15 protein-coding genes are annotated in these 15,721 nt (G+C 67.9%); 10 read left to right on the forward strand and 5 right to left on the reverse strand.

The genetic code is table 11. The features are described from left to right. Positions 1-10 precede the first annotated feature (10 nt). Together HHL11_RS28210 and HHL11_RS28215 are read left to right on the forward strand one after the other, a co-directional pair. Positions 11-835 (forward strand): lysophospholipid acyltransferase family protein, encoded by an 825-nt coding sequence (locus HHL11_RS28210; RefSeq protein ID WP_169421931.1) that lies wholly within the window; start codon positions 11-13, stop codon positions 833-835. After that, complete coding sequence (locus HHL11_RS28215; RefSeq protein WP_169421932.1) at positions 832-1,698, forward strand: LpxL/LpxP family acyltransferase; 867 nt, start codon at positions 832-834, stop codon at positions 1,696-1,698. Before HHL11_RS28210 ends, HHL11_RS28215 begins: the two co-directional genes overlap by 4 nt. On the opposite strand, the gene HHL11_RS28220 is transcribed toward HHL11_RS28215, so the two are convergent. Then, positions 1,695-2,552, reverse strand: coding sequence for an alpha/beta fold hydrolase (locus HHL11_RS28220; protein WP_169422313.1), 858 nt, complete (start codon positions 2,550-2,552; stop codon positions 1,695-1,697). The genes HHL11_RS28215 and HHL11_RS28220 overlap by 4 nt on opposite strands. Beyond that, entirely contained in the window at positions 2,549-3,238 is a 690-nt protein-coding gene (gene yihA / locus HHL11_RS28225) for a ribosome biogenesis GTP-binding protein YihA/YsxC (protein WP_169421933.1), read from the reverse strand. Before yihA ends, HHL11_RS28220 begins: the two co-directional genes overlap by 4 nt. Positions 3,239-3,309: 71 nt before the next feature. On the opposite strand from yihA, the gene HHL11_RS28230 reads away from it, so the two are divergent. From HHL11_RS28230 to HHL11_RS28250, 5 genes are all read left to right on the forward strand, one after another. Then, positions 3,310-4,035 carry a c-type cytochrome gene (locus HHL11_RS28230; RefSeq protein WP_342593295.1) on the forward strand — a complete coding sequence of 242 codons (726 nt, stop codon included), beginning with the start codon at positions 3,310-3,312 and terminating at the stop codon, positions 4,033-4,035. A 90-nt stretch (positions 4,036-4,125) separates the two neighbouring features. Then, positions 4,126-6,237, forward strand: coding sequence for a cytochrome c biogenesis protein ResB (locus HHL11_RS28235; protein ID WP_169421935.1), 2,112 nt, complete (start codon positions 4,126-4,128; stop codon positions 6,235-6,237). After that, positions 6,159-7,553 (forward strand): c-type cytochrome biogenesis protein CcsB, encoded by a 1,395-nt coding sequence (gene ccsB, locus HHL11_RS28240; protein WP_425355227.1) that lies wholly within the window; start codon positions 6,159-6,161, stop codon positions 7,551-7,553. Before HHL11_RS28235 ends, ccsB begins: the two co-directional genes overlap by 79 nt. 69 nt (positions 7,554-7,622) lie before the next feature. Continuing rightward, complete coding sequence (msrP, locus tag HHL11_RS28245) at positions 7,623-8,618, forward strand: protein-methionine-sulfoxide reductase catalytic subunit MsrP (RefSeq protein WP_169421937.1); 996 nt, start codon at positions 7,623-7,625, stop codon at positions 8,616-8,618. Positions 8,619-8,622: 4 nt separating this feature from the next. Continuing rightward, positions 8,623-9,285, forward strand: a complete 663-nt coding sequence (locus HHL11_RS28250) for a ferric reductase-like transmembrane domain-containing protein (RefSeq protein WP_169421938.1) — start codon at positions 8,623-8,625, stop codon at positions 9,283-9,285. Positions 9,286-9,314: 29 nt separating this feature from the next. Here HHL11_RS28250 and lysA read toward each other — a convergent pair whose 3' ends face one another. Further along, on the reverse strand, positions 9,315-10,592 hold the full coding sequence (gene lysA, locus HHL11_RS28255) for a diaminopimelate decarboxylase (protein ID WP_169421939.1): 1,278 nt from the start codon (positions 10,590-10,592) through the stop codon (positions 9,315-9,317). Then, positions 10,589-10,768 (reverse strand): LPS translocon maturation chaperone LptM, encoded by a 180-nt coding sequence (lptM, locus tag HHL11_RS28260; RefSeq protein ID WP_240980451.1) that lies wholly within the window; start codon positions 10,766-10,768, stop codon positions 10,589-10,591. The genes lysA and lptM overlap by 4 nt, the downstream gene beginning before the upstream one ends. A 90-nt stretch (positions 10,769-10,858) precedes the next feature. Here lptM and cyaY point away from each other — a divergent pair, with 90 nt between their 5' ends. Beyond that, the gene (cyaY, locus tag HHL11_RS28265; RefSeq protein ID WP_169421941.1) at positions 10,859-11,188 is read left to right on the forward strand and encodes an iron donor protein CyaY; all 330 of its coding nucleotides are present in this window, start codon (positions 10,859-10,861) and stop codon (positions 11,186-11,188) included. On the opposite strand, the gene HHL11_RS28270 is transcribed toward cyaY, so the two are convergent. Then, on the reverse strand, positions 11,178-13,664 hold the full coding sequence (locus HHL11_RS28270; RefSeq protein WP_169421942.1) for a penicillin-binding protein 1A: 2,487 nt from the start codon (positions 13,662-13,664) through the stop codon (positions 11,178-11,180). The genes cyaY and HHL11_RS28270 overlap by 11 nt on opposite strands. Before the next feature lie 265 nt (positions 13,665-13,929). Here HHL11_RS28270 and HHL11_RS28275 point away from each other — a divergent pair, with 265 nt between their 5' ends. Together HHL11_RS28275 and HHL11_RS28280 are read left to right on the forward strand one after the other, a co-directional pair. Next, on the forward strand, positions 13,930-15,009 hold the full coding sequence (locus HHL11_RS28275) for a pilus assembly protein PilM (protein WP_169421943.1): 1,080 nt from the start codon (positions 13,930-13,932) through the stop codon (positions 15,007-15,009). Next, positions 15,006-15,707, forward strand: coding sequence for a PilN domain-containing protein (locus HHL11_RS28280; RefSeq protein ID WP_169421944.1), 702 nt, complete (start codon positions 15,006-15,008; stop codon positions 15,705-15,707). Before HHL11_RS28275 ends, HHL11_RS28280 begins: the two co-directional genes overlap by 4 nt. Positions 15,708-15,721 lie beyond the last annotated feature (14 nt).

A 15,721-nucleotide genomic window follows, 5' to 3' on the forward strand; every position in this document is an offset into this window, starting at 1 on the left:
TCTAACTCGCGTGAAAAGACTCTTCCACCTGCTGGCCCTCTGGCCGCTGCCCCTGCTGCACCTCCTGGGAGCCTTCCTGGGCTGGGTGGCTTTCCTGGGCTCGCCGACCTACCGGCGGCGCTTCCTGGCCAACGCGGCGCAGGCGGGCTACGCCTTCCGGCAGGTCCGCCGCGCCGTCGGCGAAGCCGGCCGGCTGGTCGCCGAGGCGCCCCGGCTGTGGTTCGGCGCCCCGGTGCCGGTGCAATGGAAGGGCGACGAACTGATCGAGGCCGCCCGTGCAAGTGGTCGCGGCCTCGTGTTCCTGACGCCACACCTGGGCTGCTTCGAGGTGACGGCGCAGGCCTATGCGCAGCGCTTCGGGCCCATGACGGTGCTGTACCGGCCGGCCCGCAAGGCCTGGCTGCGCGACCTGATCGACCGTTCCCGGGCCCGGCCCAACCTGGAAACCGCGCCCACCACCCTGGCCGGCGTGCGCCAGATGCTGCGGGCGCTGAAGTCCGGCCGCGCCGTCGGCCTGCTGCCGGACCAGGTGCCTCCGAACGGGCTGGGCGTCTGGGCGCCGTTCTTCGGCAAGCCGGCCTACACCATGACCCTGCCGGCGCGGCTGGTCCAGCAGACCGGCGCCATCCTGCTTCTCAGCTGGGGCGAGCGCCTGCGGGGCGGCCGTGGCTACCGCGTGCACGTGCTGCCCTGGCAGGGCGCGCTGGGCGAGGGACCGGACCAGGCCGCGGGCGCCGTGAACCAGCAGATGGAGACGCTGGTGCGCGAGGCGCCCACGCAGTACCTGTGGGGCTATGCGCGCTACAAGACGCCGCGCCAGGAGCTCGCGCCATGATGAGCCGCCTGGGCATCCTGTTTCTACGCACGATGGCGCTGCTGCCGCTGCGCTGGGTGCGCGCGCTCGGCACCGCGCTGGGCCTGCTGCTGTACGTGCTGGTGTTCCCGCGCCGGCGCGTGGTGGACGTCAACTTCCGGCTGTGCTTCCCGCAGTGGAGCGCTGCGGAGCGCCGCCGCGCCACCCGCGAGGTGTTCATCCACGTCGTGCAGTCCTTCCTGGACCGCGGCTGGCTCTGGCACTCCGAGCCCGAGGTCGTGCAGCGCCGGCTGAAGGTGACCGGCGCGGTCGCCGACCTGGCGGGCAACGAGCCCACCATCGTCTTCCTGCCGCACTTCGTGGGGCTGGACGCCGCCGTGACCGCGCTCACGCAGCAGGTGCAGCGCCGTTTCCTGGGCATCTACACCCAGCAGAGCAACAAGATCGTCGATGAATGGGTGTTCAAGGGCCGGCACCGCTTCGGCGATGCGCGCGGCATGAGCCGCTCCGAAGGCGTGCGCGACCTGATCGCGGCGATGCGCGCGGGGCACATCATGATCCTGCTGCCGGACATGAACTTCGGGGCGGAGGAGTCGATCTGGGTGCCGTTCTACGGCGTGCCGGCGGCGACCTTGCCTTCGCTCTCGCGCTTTGCGCGCCTGGGCCGGGCCAAGGTGGTCCCGGTGGTGCCCCAGCTCACGCCGGAAGGCTACGAGGTGCGGGTGCTGGACGCCTGGACGAACTTCCCCAGCGGGAACCTCGAGGCCGATACGGCGCGGATGAACGAGCAGCTGGAGCACTACATCGACGAGATGCCGTCGCAGTACTACTGGGTGCACAAGCGTTTCAAGAGCCGGCCGCCGGGGGAGCCGGGCGTTTATTAGCGCGCAAGGAATGCCTCGAGCCGTTGGGCGACGAAAGCCGGCCGCTCGTGGATGATCCAGTGCGTCGCGCCCGGCACCTTCTCCAGGGTGAGGCGCGAGACGTATTCGTCCAGGCCCTCGACCAGCTCCGGCCCCAGGGCGATGTCGTCCATCGCCCACAGCACCAGCGTCGGGATGTCCACCGTCAGCATCTCGCGCGGCAAGGTCACGGCGTCGGCGCTGCCAGGCCGCAGCGGCGAGGCGCGGTAGTAGTTGCAGCCGCCTTCGAGGCTTGCGTCCCACACCTCGATGTAGCGGCGCCTCAGGTCCTCCGTCATCCACGCAGGATGCTCGAAGAATCCCAGCAAGCGCCGATAGCCGTCCTCGCGCAGCAAGGCCTCCGCGTCCGGCCGGACCAGGAAGTTCATGTACGCGCTGGCCTGCTGCTGCCGGGTGTTGCGTTGCAGCTCGCGCAGGAAGGTGCCGGGGTGGGGTGAATTGACGATCGCCAGGCGGCGCGCCAGTTGCGGCAGCTGGTTGGCGACACCCCAGGCCACCGCGCCGCCCCAGTCGTGCGCCACCAGGCATTCCAGCTCGCCGCCTTCGGTGGCGATGAGCGCCGCGATGTCCTGCACCAGGAATTTCGCCCGGTAATCCTTGGCGTCCGCCGGTCGCGACGACTGCTCGAAGCCGCGCAGGTTCGGCGCCACGCAGCGATAGCCGCGCGCGGCGAAGTGCTGCAGCAGTTCGTCCCAGACGAAGGCCGCCTCGGGAAAACCGTGCAGGAACATGAGCACTGGCTGCCCCCGCTCCCCCGCTGCGCGGCAACTGAGGTTGATGCCGTGGGGGAGGGGCTGCAGCCAGGTCTCGATCATGGGGATGCCGGTTCGGGGTGGGTCCACTGCCAGAGCAGGAGGGAAGTCTCCTCCAGCCCCTGGCGCTTCAGGGCCGAGAACAGTTTGACTTCGCCGCCGGCGGTCTGCAGTCGCGCGATGGACAGCGCCTTGTTGGCTTCTGCGCGATTCAGCTTGTCAGCCTTGGTGAGCAGCACCAGCAGCTTCAGGCCCGCCTCCAGGCGCGGGCGGATCACCTCCAGCAGGATGTCGTCCAGCTCGGTGATGCCGTGGCGCGGATCCACCAGCATCACGACGCCTGCGAGGTTTTCGCGGGTGACGAGGTAGTTGGCCATCACCTGCTGCCAGCGGATCTTGTCTGCCTTGGGCACGGCGGCGTAGCCGTACCCGGGCAGGTCGGCCAGCACGGCGTCGGTCTCGCCCTGCTTGCCCAGGGCGAACAGGTTGATGGCCTGCGTGCGGCCGGGCGTCTTGGAGGCAAAGGCCAGCCGCTTCTGCTGCGTCAACCTGTTGATACAGGTGGACTTGCCGGCATTGGAGCGGCCGACGAAAGCGATCTCCGGCACCTCGTGGGGTGGCAGGTGTTCCAGGCGTGGCGCGGTCGTCAGGAAACGGGCCGTGTGCAGCCAGCCCATGGCTTGGACGGCGGTCACCGCGGGGGCGGCAGGGGCAGGGGTGGGCGCGTCGGGCCGCGTGGGGGAGGTCATCAGGTGCAATGGGGGGTCAGCGCAGCATTGTAGAATCCTCGGGTTTTGCGCCAATAACGAGCCCATCCAAAGTGACCAAGACGCCCGTCTCCCTGTTGCTGGCCGCCGTGCTGGCTGTGTCCTCGCTCAGTACCCTGGCCCAGCAACCCGCCGCTGAGGCCGCGAGCGCGCAGCCCGCGCCCGCTGCGGCCCCGGCCGCCGCGCCGGCAGCGGCAGCGGCAGCGGCGTCCGCTGCGGCTCCGCAGGCGCCGACCAAGGTCGACGCCGCCGCCGGCGAGGCGAAGTTCACTGCGGCCACGTGCGTGGCCTGCCATGGCGCAGGCGGCAATTCGGGCATCCCGGCCAACCCCAAGCTGTCGCAGCAGCACCCGGAATACATCGTCAAGCAGTTGCAGGAGTTCAAGAGCGGGAAGCGCGTGAACGCCATCATGCAGCCGATGGCGGCGCAGCTGACCGACGCCGACATGAAGAACATCGCGGCGTACGTGACGAGCCAGAAGGCCAAGCCCGGCTTCGCCAAGAACAGGGACCTCGTGATGACCGGCGAGCGGATCTTCCGCGGCGGCATCGCCAACCGCCAGGTCGCCGCCTGTGCGGGCTGCCACAGCCCCGACGGCGCCGGCATCCCCGCCCAGTACCCGCGCCTGGCCGGCCAGCACGCCGACTACGTGGCCGCCCAGCTGAAGGCCTTCCGCGACGGCACGCGCGCCAACAGCCCGCAGATGCAGGCCATCGCCTTCAGGATGAACGACCGCGAGATCGCGGCCGTGGCGGACTACATCGCCGGCTTGCGCTAGCTCAAGCCCCTGTTGAACTAAAGCACGTCCAATGAGACCAAGAAGGGCGGGTGCCTCCCCGGAGCACCCGCCTTTTTGCATCAGGACCCCATGAACGCTTCCCTTCCCCTCCAGAGCGACGAGCGCGGCAGCCCGCGCGCGCGCGCGCTGCTGGAGCTGCTGTCGTCCATGCGGTTCGCCATCACGCTGCTGGCGGTCATCTGCATCGCCATGGTGATCGGCACGGTGCTGAAGCAGCAGGAGCCGGTGGGCAACTACGTCAACCAGTTCGGTCCCTTCTGGGCCCAGCTGTTCCTGGCGATCCGCCTCAACGCGGTCTATGGCTCCTGGTGGTTCCTGCTGATCCTGGCTTTCCTCGTCGTGAGCACCTCGCTGTGCATTGCGCGCAACACGCCCAAGATTTTTCAGGACCTGCGCACCCTCAAGGAAAGCATCCGCGAACAGAGCCTGCTGGCCTTCCACCACCGCGCCGAAGGCGCCTTGCCGCAGGGCCCGGAGCAGGCCGCGCGCGAGATCGGCGCGGCGCTGGCCAAGTCCGGCTGGAAGGTGCGGCTGCAGCAGCGCGGCGAATCCGGCTGGATGGTCGCGGCCAAGACCGGCAGCTTCAACAAGATCGGCTACCTGTGCGCGCACAGCGCCATCGTGCTGGCCTGCCTGGGCGGCCTGCTCGATGGCGACTTGGTGGTGCGCGCGCAGATGCTCCTGCGCGGCAAGACGCCCTACACGGGCGGCGGCATGGTGTCGGACGTGCCGGAGCAGCACCGGTTGCCCAGCACCAACCCCACCTTCCGCGGCAACCTGCTGGTGTCCGAAGGCACGCAGTCGTCCACCGCCATCCTGAACCAGAGCGACGGCATCGTGCTGCAGGAACTGCCCTTCAGCATCGAGCTGAAGAAGTTCATCGTGGATTTCTACTCCACGGGCATGCCCAAGCTGTTCGCCAGCGACATCGTCATCCACGACCGCGAGACGGGCGAAGCCATTCCGGCGCGGGTGGAGGTGAATCATCCCGCGCACTGGCGCGGCGTCGACATCTTCCAATCGAGCTTCGACGACGGTGGCTCCGCCGTCACCCTGAAGGCCGTGCCCCTGGACGGCAGCGGCAAGACCTTCACGGTGCAAGGCACCATCGGCAACAGCACCGAACTGGCCAAGGGCCAGCAGGTCGGCGCCGAGAAGATGACGCTGGAGTACACCGGCCTGCGTGTCTTCAACGTGGAGAACTTGTCGGGCCCGGGCGAAGGCACGGACCCGCGCAAGGTGGACCTGAAGTCCTCGCTGGACGCGCGCCTGGGCGCGGCCAACAAGACCGCGACCAGGAAGAACCTGCGCAACGTCGGCCCCAGCATCAACTACAAGCTGCGCGACGCCTCCGGCCAGGCCCGCGAGTACCACAACTACATGCTGCCCATGGACCTGGGCGACGGCGTGCCGGTGTTCGTGCTGGGCGTGCGTGACAGCGCAGACGCGGGCTTCCGCTACCTGCGCGTGCCGGCCGACGGACAGGGCACGATGGACGATTTCTTCCGCCTGCGCGGCGCGCTGAACGACGCCAAGCTGCGCGAGGCGGCGGTGCAGTCCTATGCCAAGCAGGCCACCGATCCCGCGAAGGCGCAGCTGCGCGAGCAGCTGGCCGCCTCCACCGGCCGCGCGCTGGCGCTGTTTGCCGGCGCCGAAACCGGCCCGGGCAGGGCCGCCGGCGGGTTGCAGGCCGTGTCCGAGTTCCTGGAATCCAACGTCGCCGAAACCGAGCGCGCCCGCGCCGGCGAAGTGCTGGTGCGCATCCTGAACGGCGCGCTGTTCGAGCTGGAGCAGCAGGCTCGCGCCCGCGACGGCCTGGCGCCGTTGTCACGCGACGACAAGACGCAGGCCTTCATGACGCAGGCCGTGCTGGCGCTGAGCGACGTGTTCGCCTATCCGGCGCCGGTCGCCTTCGAGCTGCAGGATTTCAAGCAGGTGCAGGCCAGCGTGTTCCAGGTGACGCGTTCGCCCGGCCACCTCATCGTCTATGCCGCCTTCGCCCTGCTGATCCTGGGCGTTTTCGCGATGCTGTACGTTCGGGAGCGCCGCCTCTGGGTGTGGCTGGCCCCATCGGGCACCGGTTCGCAGGCGCGCATGGCACTATCGAGCAATCGCAAGCTGCTGGAAGTCGATCGGGAGTTCGACCGGCTGAAGGAGCGCATCCTGGGGATCAAACCATGAATACAGCCACCCAGACCATCACGCTGCACGAGAGCTTTCTTTCGCGGCGCAGCCCGTTCGACTGGCTGTTCGCGCTGGCCGTCGTGGCCGGCGGCGCCTTCGCCTTCTCCCGCTACGGGCAGGCGATGGACGTGTACGAAAAAGGCATCCTGTTCGGCGCGGTGCCGGCCGCCATCTGGGTGGGCTGGTTCTGGCGGCCGCTGCGGCTGCTGATGGCCGTGGTGGCCGTGTTCGCGCTGCTGGGGATCAACGCCTACCAGGGCGACCTGGGGCGCGCGGACAGCGTGTTCTGGCTGAAGTACTTCCTCTCCAGCCAGTCGGCCATCCTCTGGATGAGCGTGCTGTTCGTCATGAGCACGGTCTTCTACTGGATCGGCATGTTCGCCCGCACCCAGTCGGCCGCCATGGAAGCCATAGGCTCGCGCCTGGCCTGGGCCGCCGTCTCGATGGCGCTCATCGGCACCATGGTGCGCTGGTACGAGAGCTACCTGGTGGGCGCCGACGTCGGCCACATCCCGGTGAGCAACCTCTACGAGGTGTTCGTCCTGTTCTGCTGGCTCACGACCACCTTCTACCTGTACTTCGAAGAGCAGTACGGCACGCGCGTGCTGGGCGCCTTCGTGATGCTGGTGGTGACCGCCGCCGTCGGCTTCCTCATGTGGTACTCGGTGGCGCGCGAGGCGCACGAGATCCAGCCGCTGGTGCCGGCCCTCAAGAGCTGGTGGATGAAGCTGCACGTGCCGGCCAACTTCATCGGCTACGGCACCTTCTCGCTGTCGGCGATGGTGGCCTTCGCCTACCTGATCAAGCAGCAGGCCACCGAGACGCGCCTGTACAAGCTGGCGCCGCTGTGGGTGCTGGGCGTGCTGCTGTGCGTGCTGCCCGTGGTCTTCCGCCAGTCGGTGCAGGGCAGCAGCCTGTACTGGACGGCCTACTTCGGCGTCTCGGCGCTGATCGTCGCTGGCATCCTGGCCACCCGCAAGCGCATTGCCGAACGGCTGCCGGCGCTGGAGGTGCTGGACGACGTGATGTACAAGTCCATCGCCGTCGGCTTCGCCTTCTTCACCATCGCCACCGTGCTGGGCGCCCTCTGGGCCGCCGAAGCCTGGGGCGGCTACTGGAGCTGGGACCCGAAGGAGACCTGGGCCCTGATCGTCTGGCTCAACTACGCCGCCTGGCTGCACATGCGCCTGATGAAGGGCCTGCGCGGCACGGTGTCGGCCTGGTGGGCGCTGGTCGGGCTGGCCGTGACGACATTCGCCTTCCTGGGCGTGAACATGTTCCTGTCCGGGCTGCATAGTTACGGGGAACTGTGATTTCGCTGTAACCGATAGCGCTCCGGCTTCGTACTACGTGGGACACGCAAGCATTTCGAAGGAGATTCCATGCTGATCCGAACCGGCCGCGACGGCTACGAGCACCCGATCGCCAGCGAGATCACCTCGCGCGCGGTCTACGAAGAGCGCCGCCGCATGCTGCAATGGCTGGCCATGGGCGGCGCCGGCGTCGCGCTGGCGTCCTGGGCCGGGCGCCAGGCCCTCGCCCAGGCGCCGCGCCCCGGCAAGCTGGCGCCGCTGAACGCGGTGAAGTCCACGGTGGCCGGCGCGGCCACCATGGAGAAGGTGACCGAGTACAAGGACGCCACCAGCTACAACAACTACTACGAGTTCGGCACCGACAAGGCCGACCCGGCGCAGAACGCGCACACGCTCAAGACCTCGCCTTGGACGGTGGAAGTCGACGGCCTGGTGAAGAAGCCGGGCAAGTACGGCATCGAGGACCTCGTGAAGCTGAGCGCGCAGGAAGAGCGCATCTACCGCCTGCGCTGCGTCGAAGGCTGGTCGATGGTGATCCCCTGGGTGGGCTATTCGCTGGCCAACCTGATCAACAAGGTCGAGCCCCTGGGCAACGCGAAGTACGTCGAGTTCCTCACGCTCGCCGACCCCAAGACCATGCCCTTCGTCGGCTCGCGCGTGCTGGACTGGCCCTACGCGGAAGGCCTGCGCATGGACGAGGCGATGCATCCACTGACGCTGCTCACCTTCGGCATGTACGGCGAAGTGCTGCCGAACCAGAACGGGGCGCCGGTGCGCGTGGTGGTGCCGTGGAAATATGGCTTCAAGAGCGCCAAGAGCATCGTGAAGATCCGCTTCGTCGAGAAGCAGCCGGGAACCGCCTGGAACAAGGCCGCTTCCAACGAGTACGGCTTCTACTCGAACGTGAACCCCAACGTGGACCATCCGCGCTGGTCGCAGGCCACCGAGCGCCGCATCGGCGAGGACGGCCTGTTCGCGAAGAAGCGCAAGACCCTGATGTTCAACGGCTACGAGGCCCAGGTGGGCCAGCTGTATGCCGGGATGGACCTGAAGAAGAACTACTGAAGCCGTGCAAACCGCCACCCGCGCGCTGCTGCATCCGGCAGCCAAGCCCCTGGTGTTCGTGCTGTCGCTGCTGCCCTTCTGCTGGCTGCTCTATGGCGCGATCACGAATCAGCTGGGCGCCAACCCGGCGGAACACCTGATCCGCTCCACGGGCGACTGGACGCTGCGCTTCCTGTGCCTGACCTTGGCGGTCACGCCGGTGCGGACCATGGCGAAGCTGCCGGCGCTGCTGCGCTTCCGGCGCATGCTGGGGCTGTTCACGTACTTCTACGTGGTGCTGCATTTCCTCAGCTACAGCGGCTTCGACCAGGCGTTCGACTTCGGCGAGATCGCGAAGGACATCGCCAAGCGGCCCTTCATCCTGGTCGGCTTCGCCGCCTTCGTGCTGCTGACGCCGCTGGCGGCGACCTCGTTCAACCGCGCGATCAAGGCGCTGGGCGCGAAGCGCTGGCAGGCGCTGCACCGGCTGGTCTACGTGATCGCGGGCCTGGGCATCCTGCACTTCTTCTGGATGCGGGCGGGCAAGCACAACTTCGCCGAGGTGGCGGTGTATGCAGCGATCCTGGCGGTGCTGCTTGGCTGGCGGGTGGTGAACTGGCTTCGGTCAACCAAGCGCGTGGTGCGCGGCGGAGCTGCGCACCCTACGCCCGTCCGCTCCCGCTCGTAAGGTGCGCCAGCTTCGCTGCGCACCAGGCACTACGGCAGCAGCTTTTCCTTGCGCATCTGGTCCGCGACGTCCTCCCGCTCGCGGATCATGTGCACCTGGCTGCCATCGACCAGCAATTCTGCCGGCCGGCCGCGCGCGTTGTAGTTGCTGGCCATGCTCATGCAATAGGCGCCGGCAGACAGCACGGCCAGGAACTCGCCCGGCTCGACCGACAGCTTGCGGTCGCGGCCGATCCAGTCGCCGCTCTCGCACACCGGCCCGACCACGTCGAAAGTCGCCGGCTTCACTTCATTGCGCGCCAGCGGCACGATGGCATGGAAGGCCTCGTACATGGCGGGCCGCGGCAGGTCGTTCATCGCCGCGTCGACGATGCAGAAGTTCTTCTGCTCGCCCGGCTTCAGGTACAGCACTTCGGTGACGCACAGGCCGGCGTTGCCCACCAGCGAACGCCCCGGTTCGATCATCAGTTCGCGGTCGCCGTAGCCGCGGGCGTCGAGCTTGGCCAGCAGCTGCTGCCACAGCGCGTCGGCTGCGGGCGGCTGTTCGCCGGTGTAGTTGATGCCCAGGCCGCCGCCGAAGTCGATGTGGTGCAGGCGGATGCCGGCGCGCTCGACGCTGTCCACCAGGTCCAGGATGCGGTCCATCGCATCGAGGTAGGGCGACATGAAGGTGATCTGCGAGCCGATGTGGCAGTCGATGCCCACCACCTGCAGCCCGGGCAGCTGCGCCGCGCGCTGGTAGGCGAGCAGGGCATCCTTGTGCGCGATGCCGAACTTGTTGCCCTTGAGGCCCGTGGAGATGTACGGGTGCGTCTTGGGGTCGACATCGGGGTTCACGCGCAGGCTGACCGGCGCGCGCTTGCCCATTTCGACGGCCACGGCGCTCAGCACCTCGAGTTCGGCTTCGCTTTCCACGTTGAAGCAGCGGATGCCGACTTCCAGGGCGCGCCGCATCTCGCGCCGGGTCTTGCCGACGCCGGAGAAGATGATCTCGCCCGCCGGGACGCCGGCGGCCAGCACGCGCTCCAGCTCGCCGCCCGACACGATGTCGAAGCCGCAGCCGGCGCGCGCGAACAGCTGCAGGATGGCCAGCGAGGAGTTCGCCTTCATCGCGTAGCAGACCTTCGCCTTGCGGCCGGCGAAGCCGCGCTGGTAGGCCGCGAGCGCCGCCAGCATGGAAGCCTTGGAATAGACGAACAGCGGCGTGCCGTGCTCGCGCGCGAGGTCGGCCAGGCGCACGTCTTCCACGTAGAGTTCGTCGCCACGGTAATGGACCTGTGGCTGGCCGGGAAGGACCGTCGCGCTCATGGCTGCACCCCCGGCACGGCCTTGCCCGACTCCGGCACGGCCGAAGCGGCCGGCCGGGGCGTGGTGACCGCCGTGGACGGCGCCGGCGTGATGATCTCGCCCAGCGTGGTGCGGCCGGCGGCCGCTTCGCCCTGGGGCAGGTAGAGTGGGCCCTTCTGGCCGCAGGCGCCCAGCAACGCGACCCCGGCCGCGGCGAGGACAAGGCGGCGCGCGGGGGCGCTGACTAGAATTTGGAAAAGACGAAACCCTGGCATCTGGAAATTGTAATGACCGACCTCGAGTACCTCGACCACGCCGAAGCCCTTCTTGCCCGCGTCGAGGCCTGCTGTGACTCCATCAACGAAAAAACCGACGCCGACGTCGACAACCAGCGCGTCGGCGGGATGGTCACGCTGACCTTCGCCGACCGCACCCAGATCATCATCAACCTGCAGAAACCGCTGCAGGAGGTCTGGATGGCCGCCAGGGCGGGCGGCTTCCACTACAAGTTCAACGGCCAGGAGTGGCGCGACAGCAAGGGGACCGGCGAATTCTGGTCCGACCTGGCGCGCTACGCCAGCCAGCAGGCCGGCGAGCCGCTGGCCTTCAGTTCCTGAACAGGTCCAGGATACTGCGCTTCTCGTCCGGCGCCGGCTGACGCGGCGCCGGCGGCTGGCCGTCGGAATTGGCCATGCTGCGGTCCGTGGACGGCGAGCCGGGCGAGGCCTCGCCCGAGGGGCCGGCCGGCGCCTGGGGCGCCGGCGCGCCATTGCCGCCACCGGGGTCGCCGCCAGTCAGGCCCAGGCTGGAGACGCCCTTGCCGGGTGCGTACTCGTCGTAGTACCACTCGCCGCCGACGTTGATGACGCCTTCGGGCGCGGATGGCTCCATGACCGGCACCCCCTTGAGCGCCGTGCGCATGAAGTCGATCCAGATCGGCACGCTCAGGCTGCCGCCCGTTTCGCGGTCGCCCAGCGAGCGGGGGTTGTCGTAGCCGACCCACACGATCGCGGTCAGCGTGGGCTGGAAGCCGTTGAACCAGCTGTCGATGGAGTCGTTGGTGGTGCCGGTCTTGCCGTACAGGTCCGGGCGCCCCAGTTCCTTCTGCGTGCGGGCGGCGGTGCCGATGCGGGCCACTTCCTGCAGCAGGCGGTCCATGATGAAGGCGTTGCGGGCGTCGATGGCGCGCATCGCCTCGTTGGGCAGCGGCGGCTGGCTTTCCACCAGCACCTTGCCCTTGGCGTCCGTCACGCGGGTGATCAGCCAGGGATTGACGCGGTAGCCGCCGTTGGCGAACACCGAGTAGGCCAGCGCCTGCTGCATCGGCGTGACCGAGCCGGCGCCCAGCGCCATGGTCAGGTAGGGCGGGTGCTTGTCGGCGTCGAAGCCGAAGCGCGTGATCCAGTCCTGCGCGTTCTGCGTGCCCACGGCCTGCAGGATGCGGATCGAGATCATGTTCTTCGACTTGGCGAGGCCGGTGTGCAGCGGCATCGGGCCTTCGAACTTGCCGTCGTAGTTCTTCGGCTCCCAGGGCTGGCCGCCGGTGACGCCGGCGTCGAAGAACAGCGGCGCGTCGTTGATGATGGTCGAAGGCGTGAAGCCCTTTTCCAGCGCCGCGGAGTAGATGAAGGGCTTGAAGCCGGAACCGGGCTGGCGCCACGCCTGGGTGACGTGGTTGAACTTGTTCTTGTTGAAGTCGAAGCCGCCCACCAGCGCGTGCACGGCGCCGTCGCGCGGGTCGAGGGCGACAAAGGCGCCTTCCACCTCGGGCAGCTGGGTGATTTCCCAGGCGTCCTTGGGCGTCTTCATCACGCGGATGACGGCGCCGCGGCGGATCTTGATCTTGGGCGTGGCCTTGTCCGACAGGCCGGAGCGGGCGGCTTCCAGGCCGGCGCCGACGATCTCCACCTTGTCGCCGTTGGCGCGCACCGCGGTGATCTTCTTCGGGTTGACGTCCAGCACCACGGCCGCCAGCACATCGCCGTTGTCCGGGTGGTCGGACAGGGCGTCGTCCACCGCGTCGTCCAGCTCCTTGGGGTCGTTGGGCAGGTCGACGAAGCGCTCCGGACCGCGGTAGATCTGGCGCTTCTCGTAGTTCATGATCCCGGCGCGCAGGGACTTGTACGCGGCTTCCTGCTCGCTGGCCTTGACCGTGGTGTAGACGTTCAGGCCGCGGGTGTAGGTCTCGTCGCCGTACTGGGCGTAGACCAGCTGGCGCACCATTTCGGCAACGTACTCGGCGCGGATGGCGGTGGTCTGCGTGCCGGTGCGCACGTGCAGTTCCTGCTTCTTGGCTTCGTCGGCCTGCTGGGCCGTGATGAAACCGTTTTCTTCCATCCGTTCGATGATGTACAGCTGGCGGGCGCGGGCGCGGGCCGGGTTGGACACCGGGTTGTAGGCCGAAGGGGCCTTGGGCAGGCCGGCCAGCATGGCCGCTTCGGCGATGGTGATGTCCTTCAGCGGCTTGCCGAAGTAGATCTCGCAGGCGGCCGCGAACCCGTAGGCGCGGTTGCCCAGGAAGATCTGGTTCATGTAGATCTCGAGGATCTGGTCCTTCGTCAGCAGGTGTTCCAGCTTGAAGGTGAGCAGCACCTCGTACAGCTTGCGGGTGTACGTCTTCTCCGTGGACAGGTAGACGTTGCGGGCCACCTGCATGGTGATGGTGGAGGCACCCTGGGCCTTCACGCGCCCCAGATTGGCGATGGCGGCGCGCACCATGCCCTTGTAGTCGACGCCGGAGTGCTCGTAGAAGCGGGCGTCCTCGATGGCGAGCACCGCGTGCTTCATGACCGCGGGAATCTCGCCGATCGGCGTCATGTTGCGCCTTTCCTCGCCGAACTCGCCCAGGAGCACGTTGTCGCTGGAAAAGATGCGCAGGGGCAGCTTGGGCCGGTAGTCGGCCAGGTCGCCGATGTCCGGCAGGTTGGGGTAGGCCACGGCCAGGGCCACGGCGCCGACGATGACGGCGGACGCGACCACGGCAAAAGCCAGGCCGAAGACCCAGGCGAAGAACTTGAGGATGAAACGCTGCCAGCCGGGCCGGCGGGGGGAGGAGCCGGGGCTGGGAGTTTCGGAAGACGGATCGGAAGGCATAGAACTCCAGCGGGGGGCGTCCCGGGTCGCCCATTATAAAAACGCCCTCATCCGACCCCGCGGACGCTGGACAGTTCCGCTGCCGGCGCCTTGCGCCGCCGGCTTAAGCCGGGCAGTGGGGCCATCCCTCCGCGTCGTTTCCTGACAACGTGCGCAGGGGGCTGAAGCCGGAATTTCCTTTATCGGACAAGGATGTTACTGCTAGCATTCAAGTGGAATCTTAAGTTTGTTACGCCTTGAAATACGGGCGTTTCGGGAGAAGAGTTTGACCTCACTCGGCTCAATGTTCAGCCGGCAGGCCGCCCCGCTGATCGGCCTGGACATCAGTTCCTCCAGCGTGAAGCTGGTCGAGCTCGGGCGCGCCAGGGACGGCACCTATGTGCTGGAACGCTGCGCTATCGAGCCCTTGGAACGCGGCTGGATCAATGACGGCAACGTGGAAAAGTTCGACGAAGTGGCCGAAGCCATGCGCCGCGTGGTCAAGAAAAGCGGGACCCGCACCCGCAACGTGGCCATGGCCCTGCCGGCGTCGGCCGTCATCACCAAGAAGATCATCCTGCCCGGGGGCCTGCGCGACGAAGAGCTCGAAGTGCAGGTCGAGACGGAAGCCAACCAGTACATTCCGTTCTCGCTGGACGAAGTGAGCCTGGACTTCTGCGTGGTCGGGCCCAGCCCCACGTCGCAAGGCGACGTGGAGGTGCTGATCGCCGCCTCGCGCAAGGAAAAGGTGCAGGACCGCCAGGGCCTGGCCGAGGCCGCCGGCCTGAAGCCGGTGATCATCGACGTCGAATCCTATGCCTCCCGGCTGGCCGCCGGCCGCCTGATCCAGGGCCTGCCCAATGGCGGGCTGGACCAGATGGTGGCGCTGTTCGAGGTGGGTGCGTCCACCACCAGCATGCAGGTGATCCGCAACGACGAGGTCCTGTACGACCGCGACCAGGCTTTCGGCGGCGCCCAGCTCACGCAGCTGATCGTGCGCCAGTACGGCTTCTCGCCGGAAGAAGCCGAGACCAAGAAGCGCAGCGGCGAACTGCCGGAAGACTACGAGATGGGCGTGCTGAAGCCCTTCGTGGACAGCATGGCGCAGGAAGTCGCCCGCGCGCTGCAGTTCTTCTTCACCAGCACGCCGCACAACCGCGTCGACCACATCATGGTGGCCGGCGGCTCCGCCGCGCTGCCGGGCCTCGGCGAAGCCATCACCGCCCAGACTTCCTTCGCCTGCGACCTGGCCGACCCGTTCTCGGGCATGCAGATCGGTGACGGCGTGCGGGAGAAGAAGGTGCGCCGCGAGGCGCCCTCGTACCTGACGTCCTGTGGCCTGGCCATGCGGAGGTTCATGCAGTGATCCTCATCAACCTTCTGCCGCACCGAGAGGCGGCCCGCAAGAAACGGCGCGAGGGCTTCTACGCGGCCCTCGGCGGCGCGGCGTTCGCCGGCGGCCTGATCGCCGGCGCCATCTTCCTCTGGTTCGCCGCCCAGATCAGCAACCAGCAGGAGCGCAACCAGCTGCTGGCGTCCGAGATCAAGAAGCTCGAATCCCAGATCAAGGACATCGCCAGCCTGCAGGAAGAAATCGCCGCCCTGCGCGCGCGCCAGCAGGCGGTGGAAGACCTGCAGGCCGATCGCAACGTGCCGGTCTACCTGCTCAATGAACTGGTGCGGCAGCTGCCCGACGGCGTCTACCTCACCAGCATGAAGCAGACCAACGACGTCGTGGCGCTGACCGGGATCGCCCAGTCGAACGAGCGGGTGTCGGAGCTGCTGCGCAACCTCGGTTCCGCCAGCCCCTACATCACCAAGCCGGAGCTGATCGAGATCGTGGCCACCAACGTGCAGCTCAGCCCGAAGGACTCGCGCCGCGTGTCCAACTTCAGCATGCGCGTGAAGCTGCTGAAGGCGAGCGAGGCCGCGAAGGCCGCGTCCGCGGCCGCCGCCGCAGCGGCTTCCGCCGCCGGCACGGCTCCCGCCACCCTGGCGCCCGCGGCGGCCGTGCCCGCCAGCGGAGCGGTCGCAACCGCGGCTCCTGCCTCGGCCAAGAAGTGATGAAGGACTGACCC

It is taken from the genome of Ramlibacter agri (assembly GCF_012927085.1).
GTDB lineage: Bacteria > Pseudomonadota > Gammaproteobacteria > Burkholderiales > Burkholderiaceae_C > Ramlibacter > Ramlibacter agri.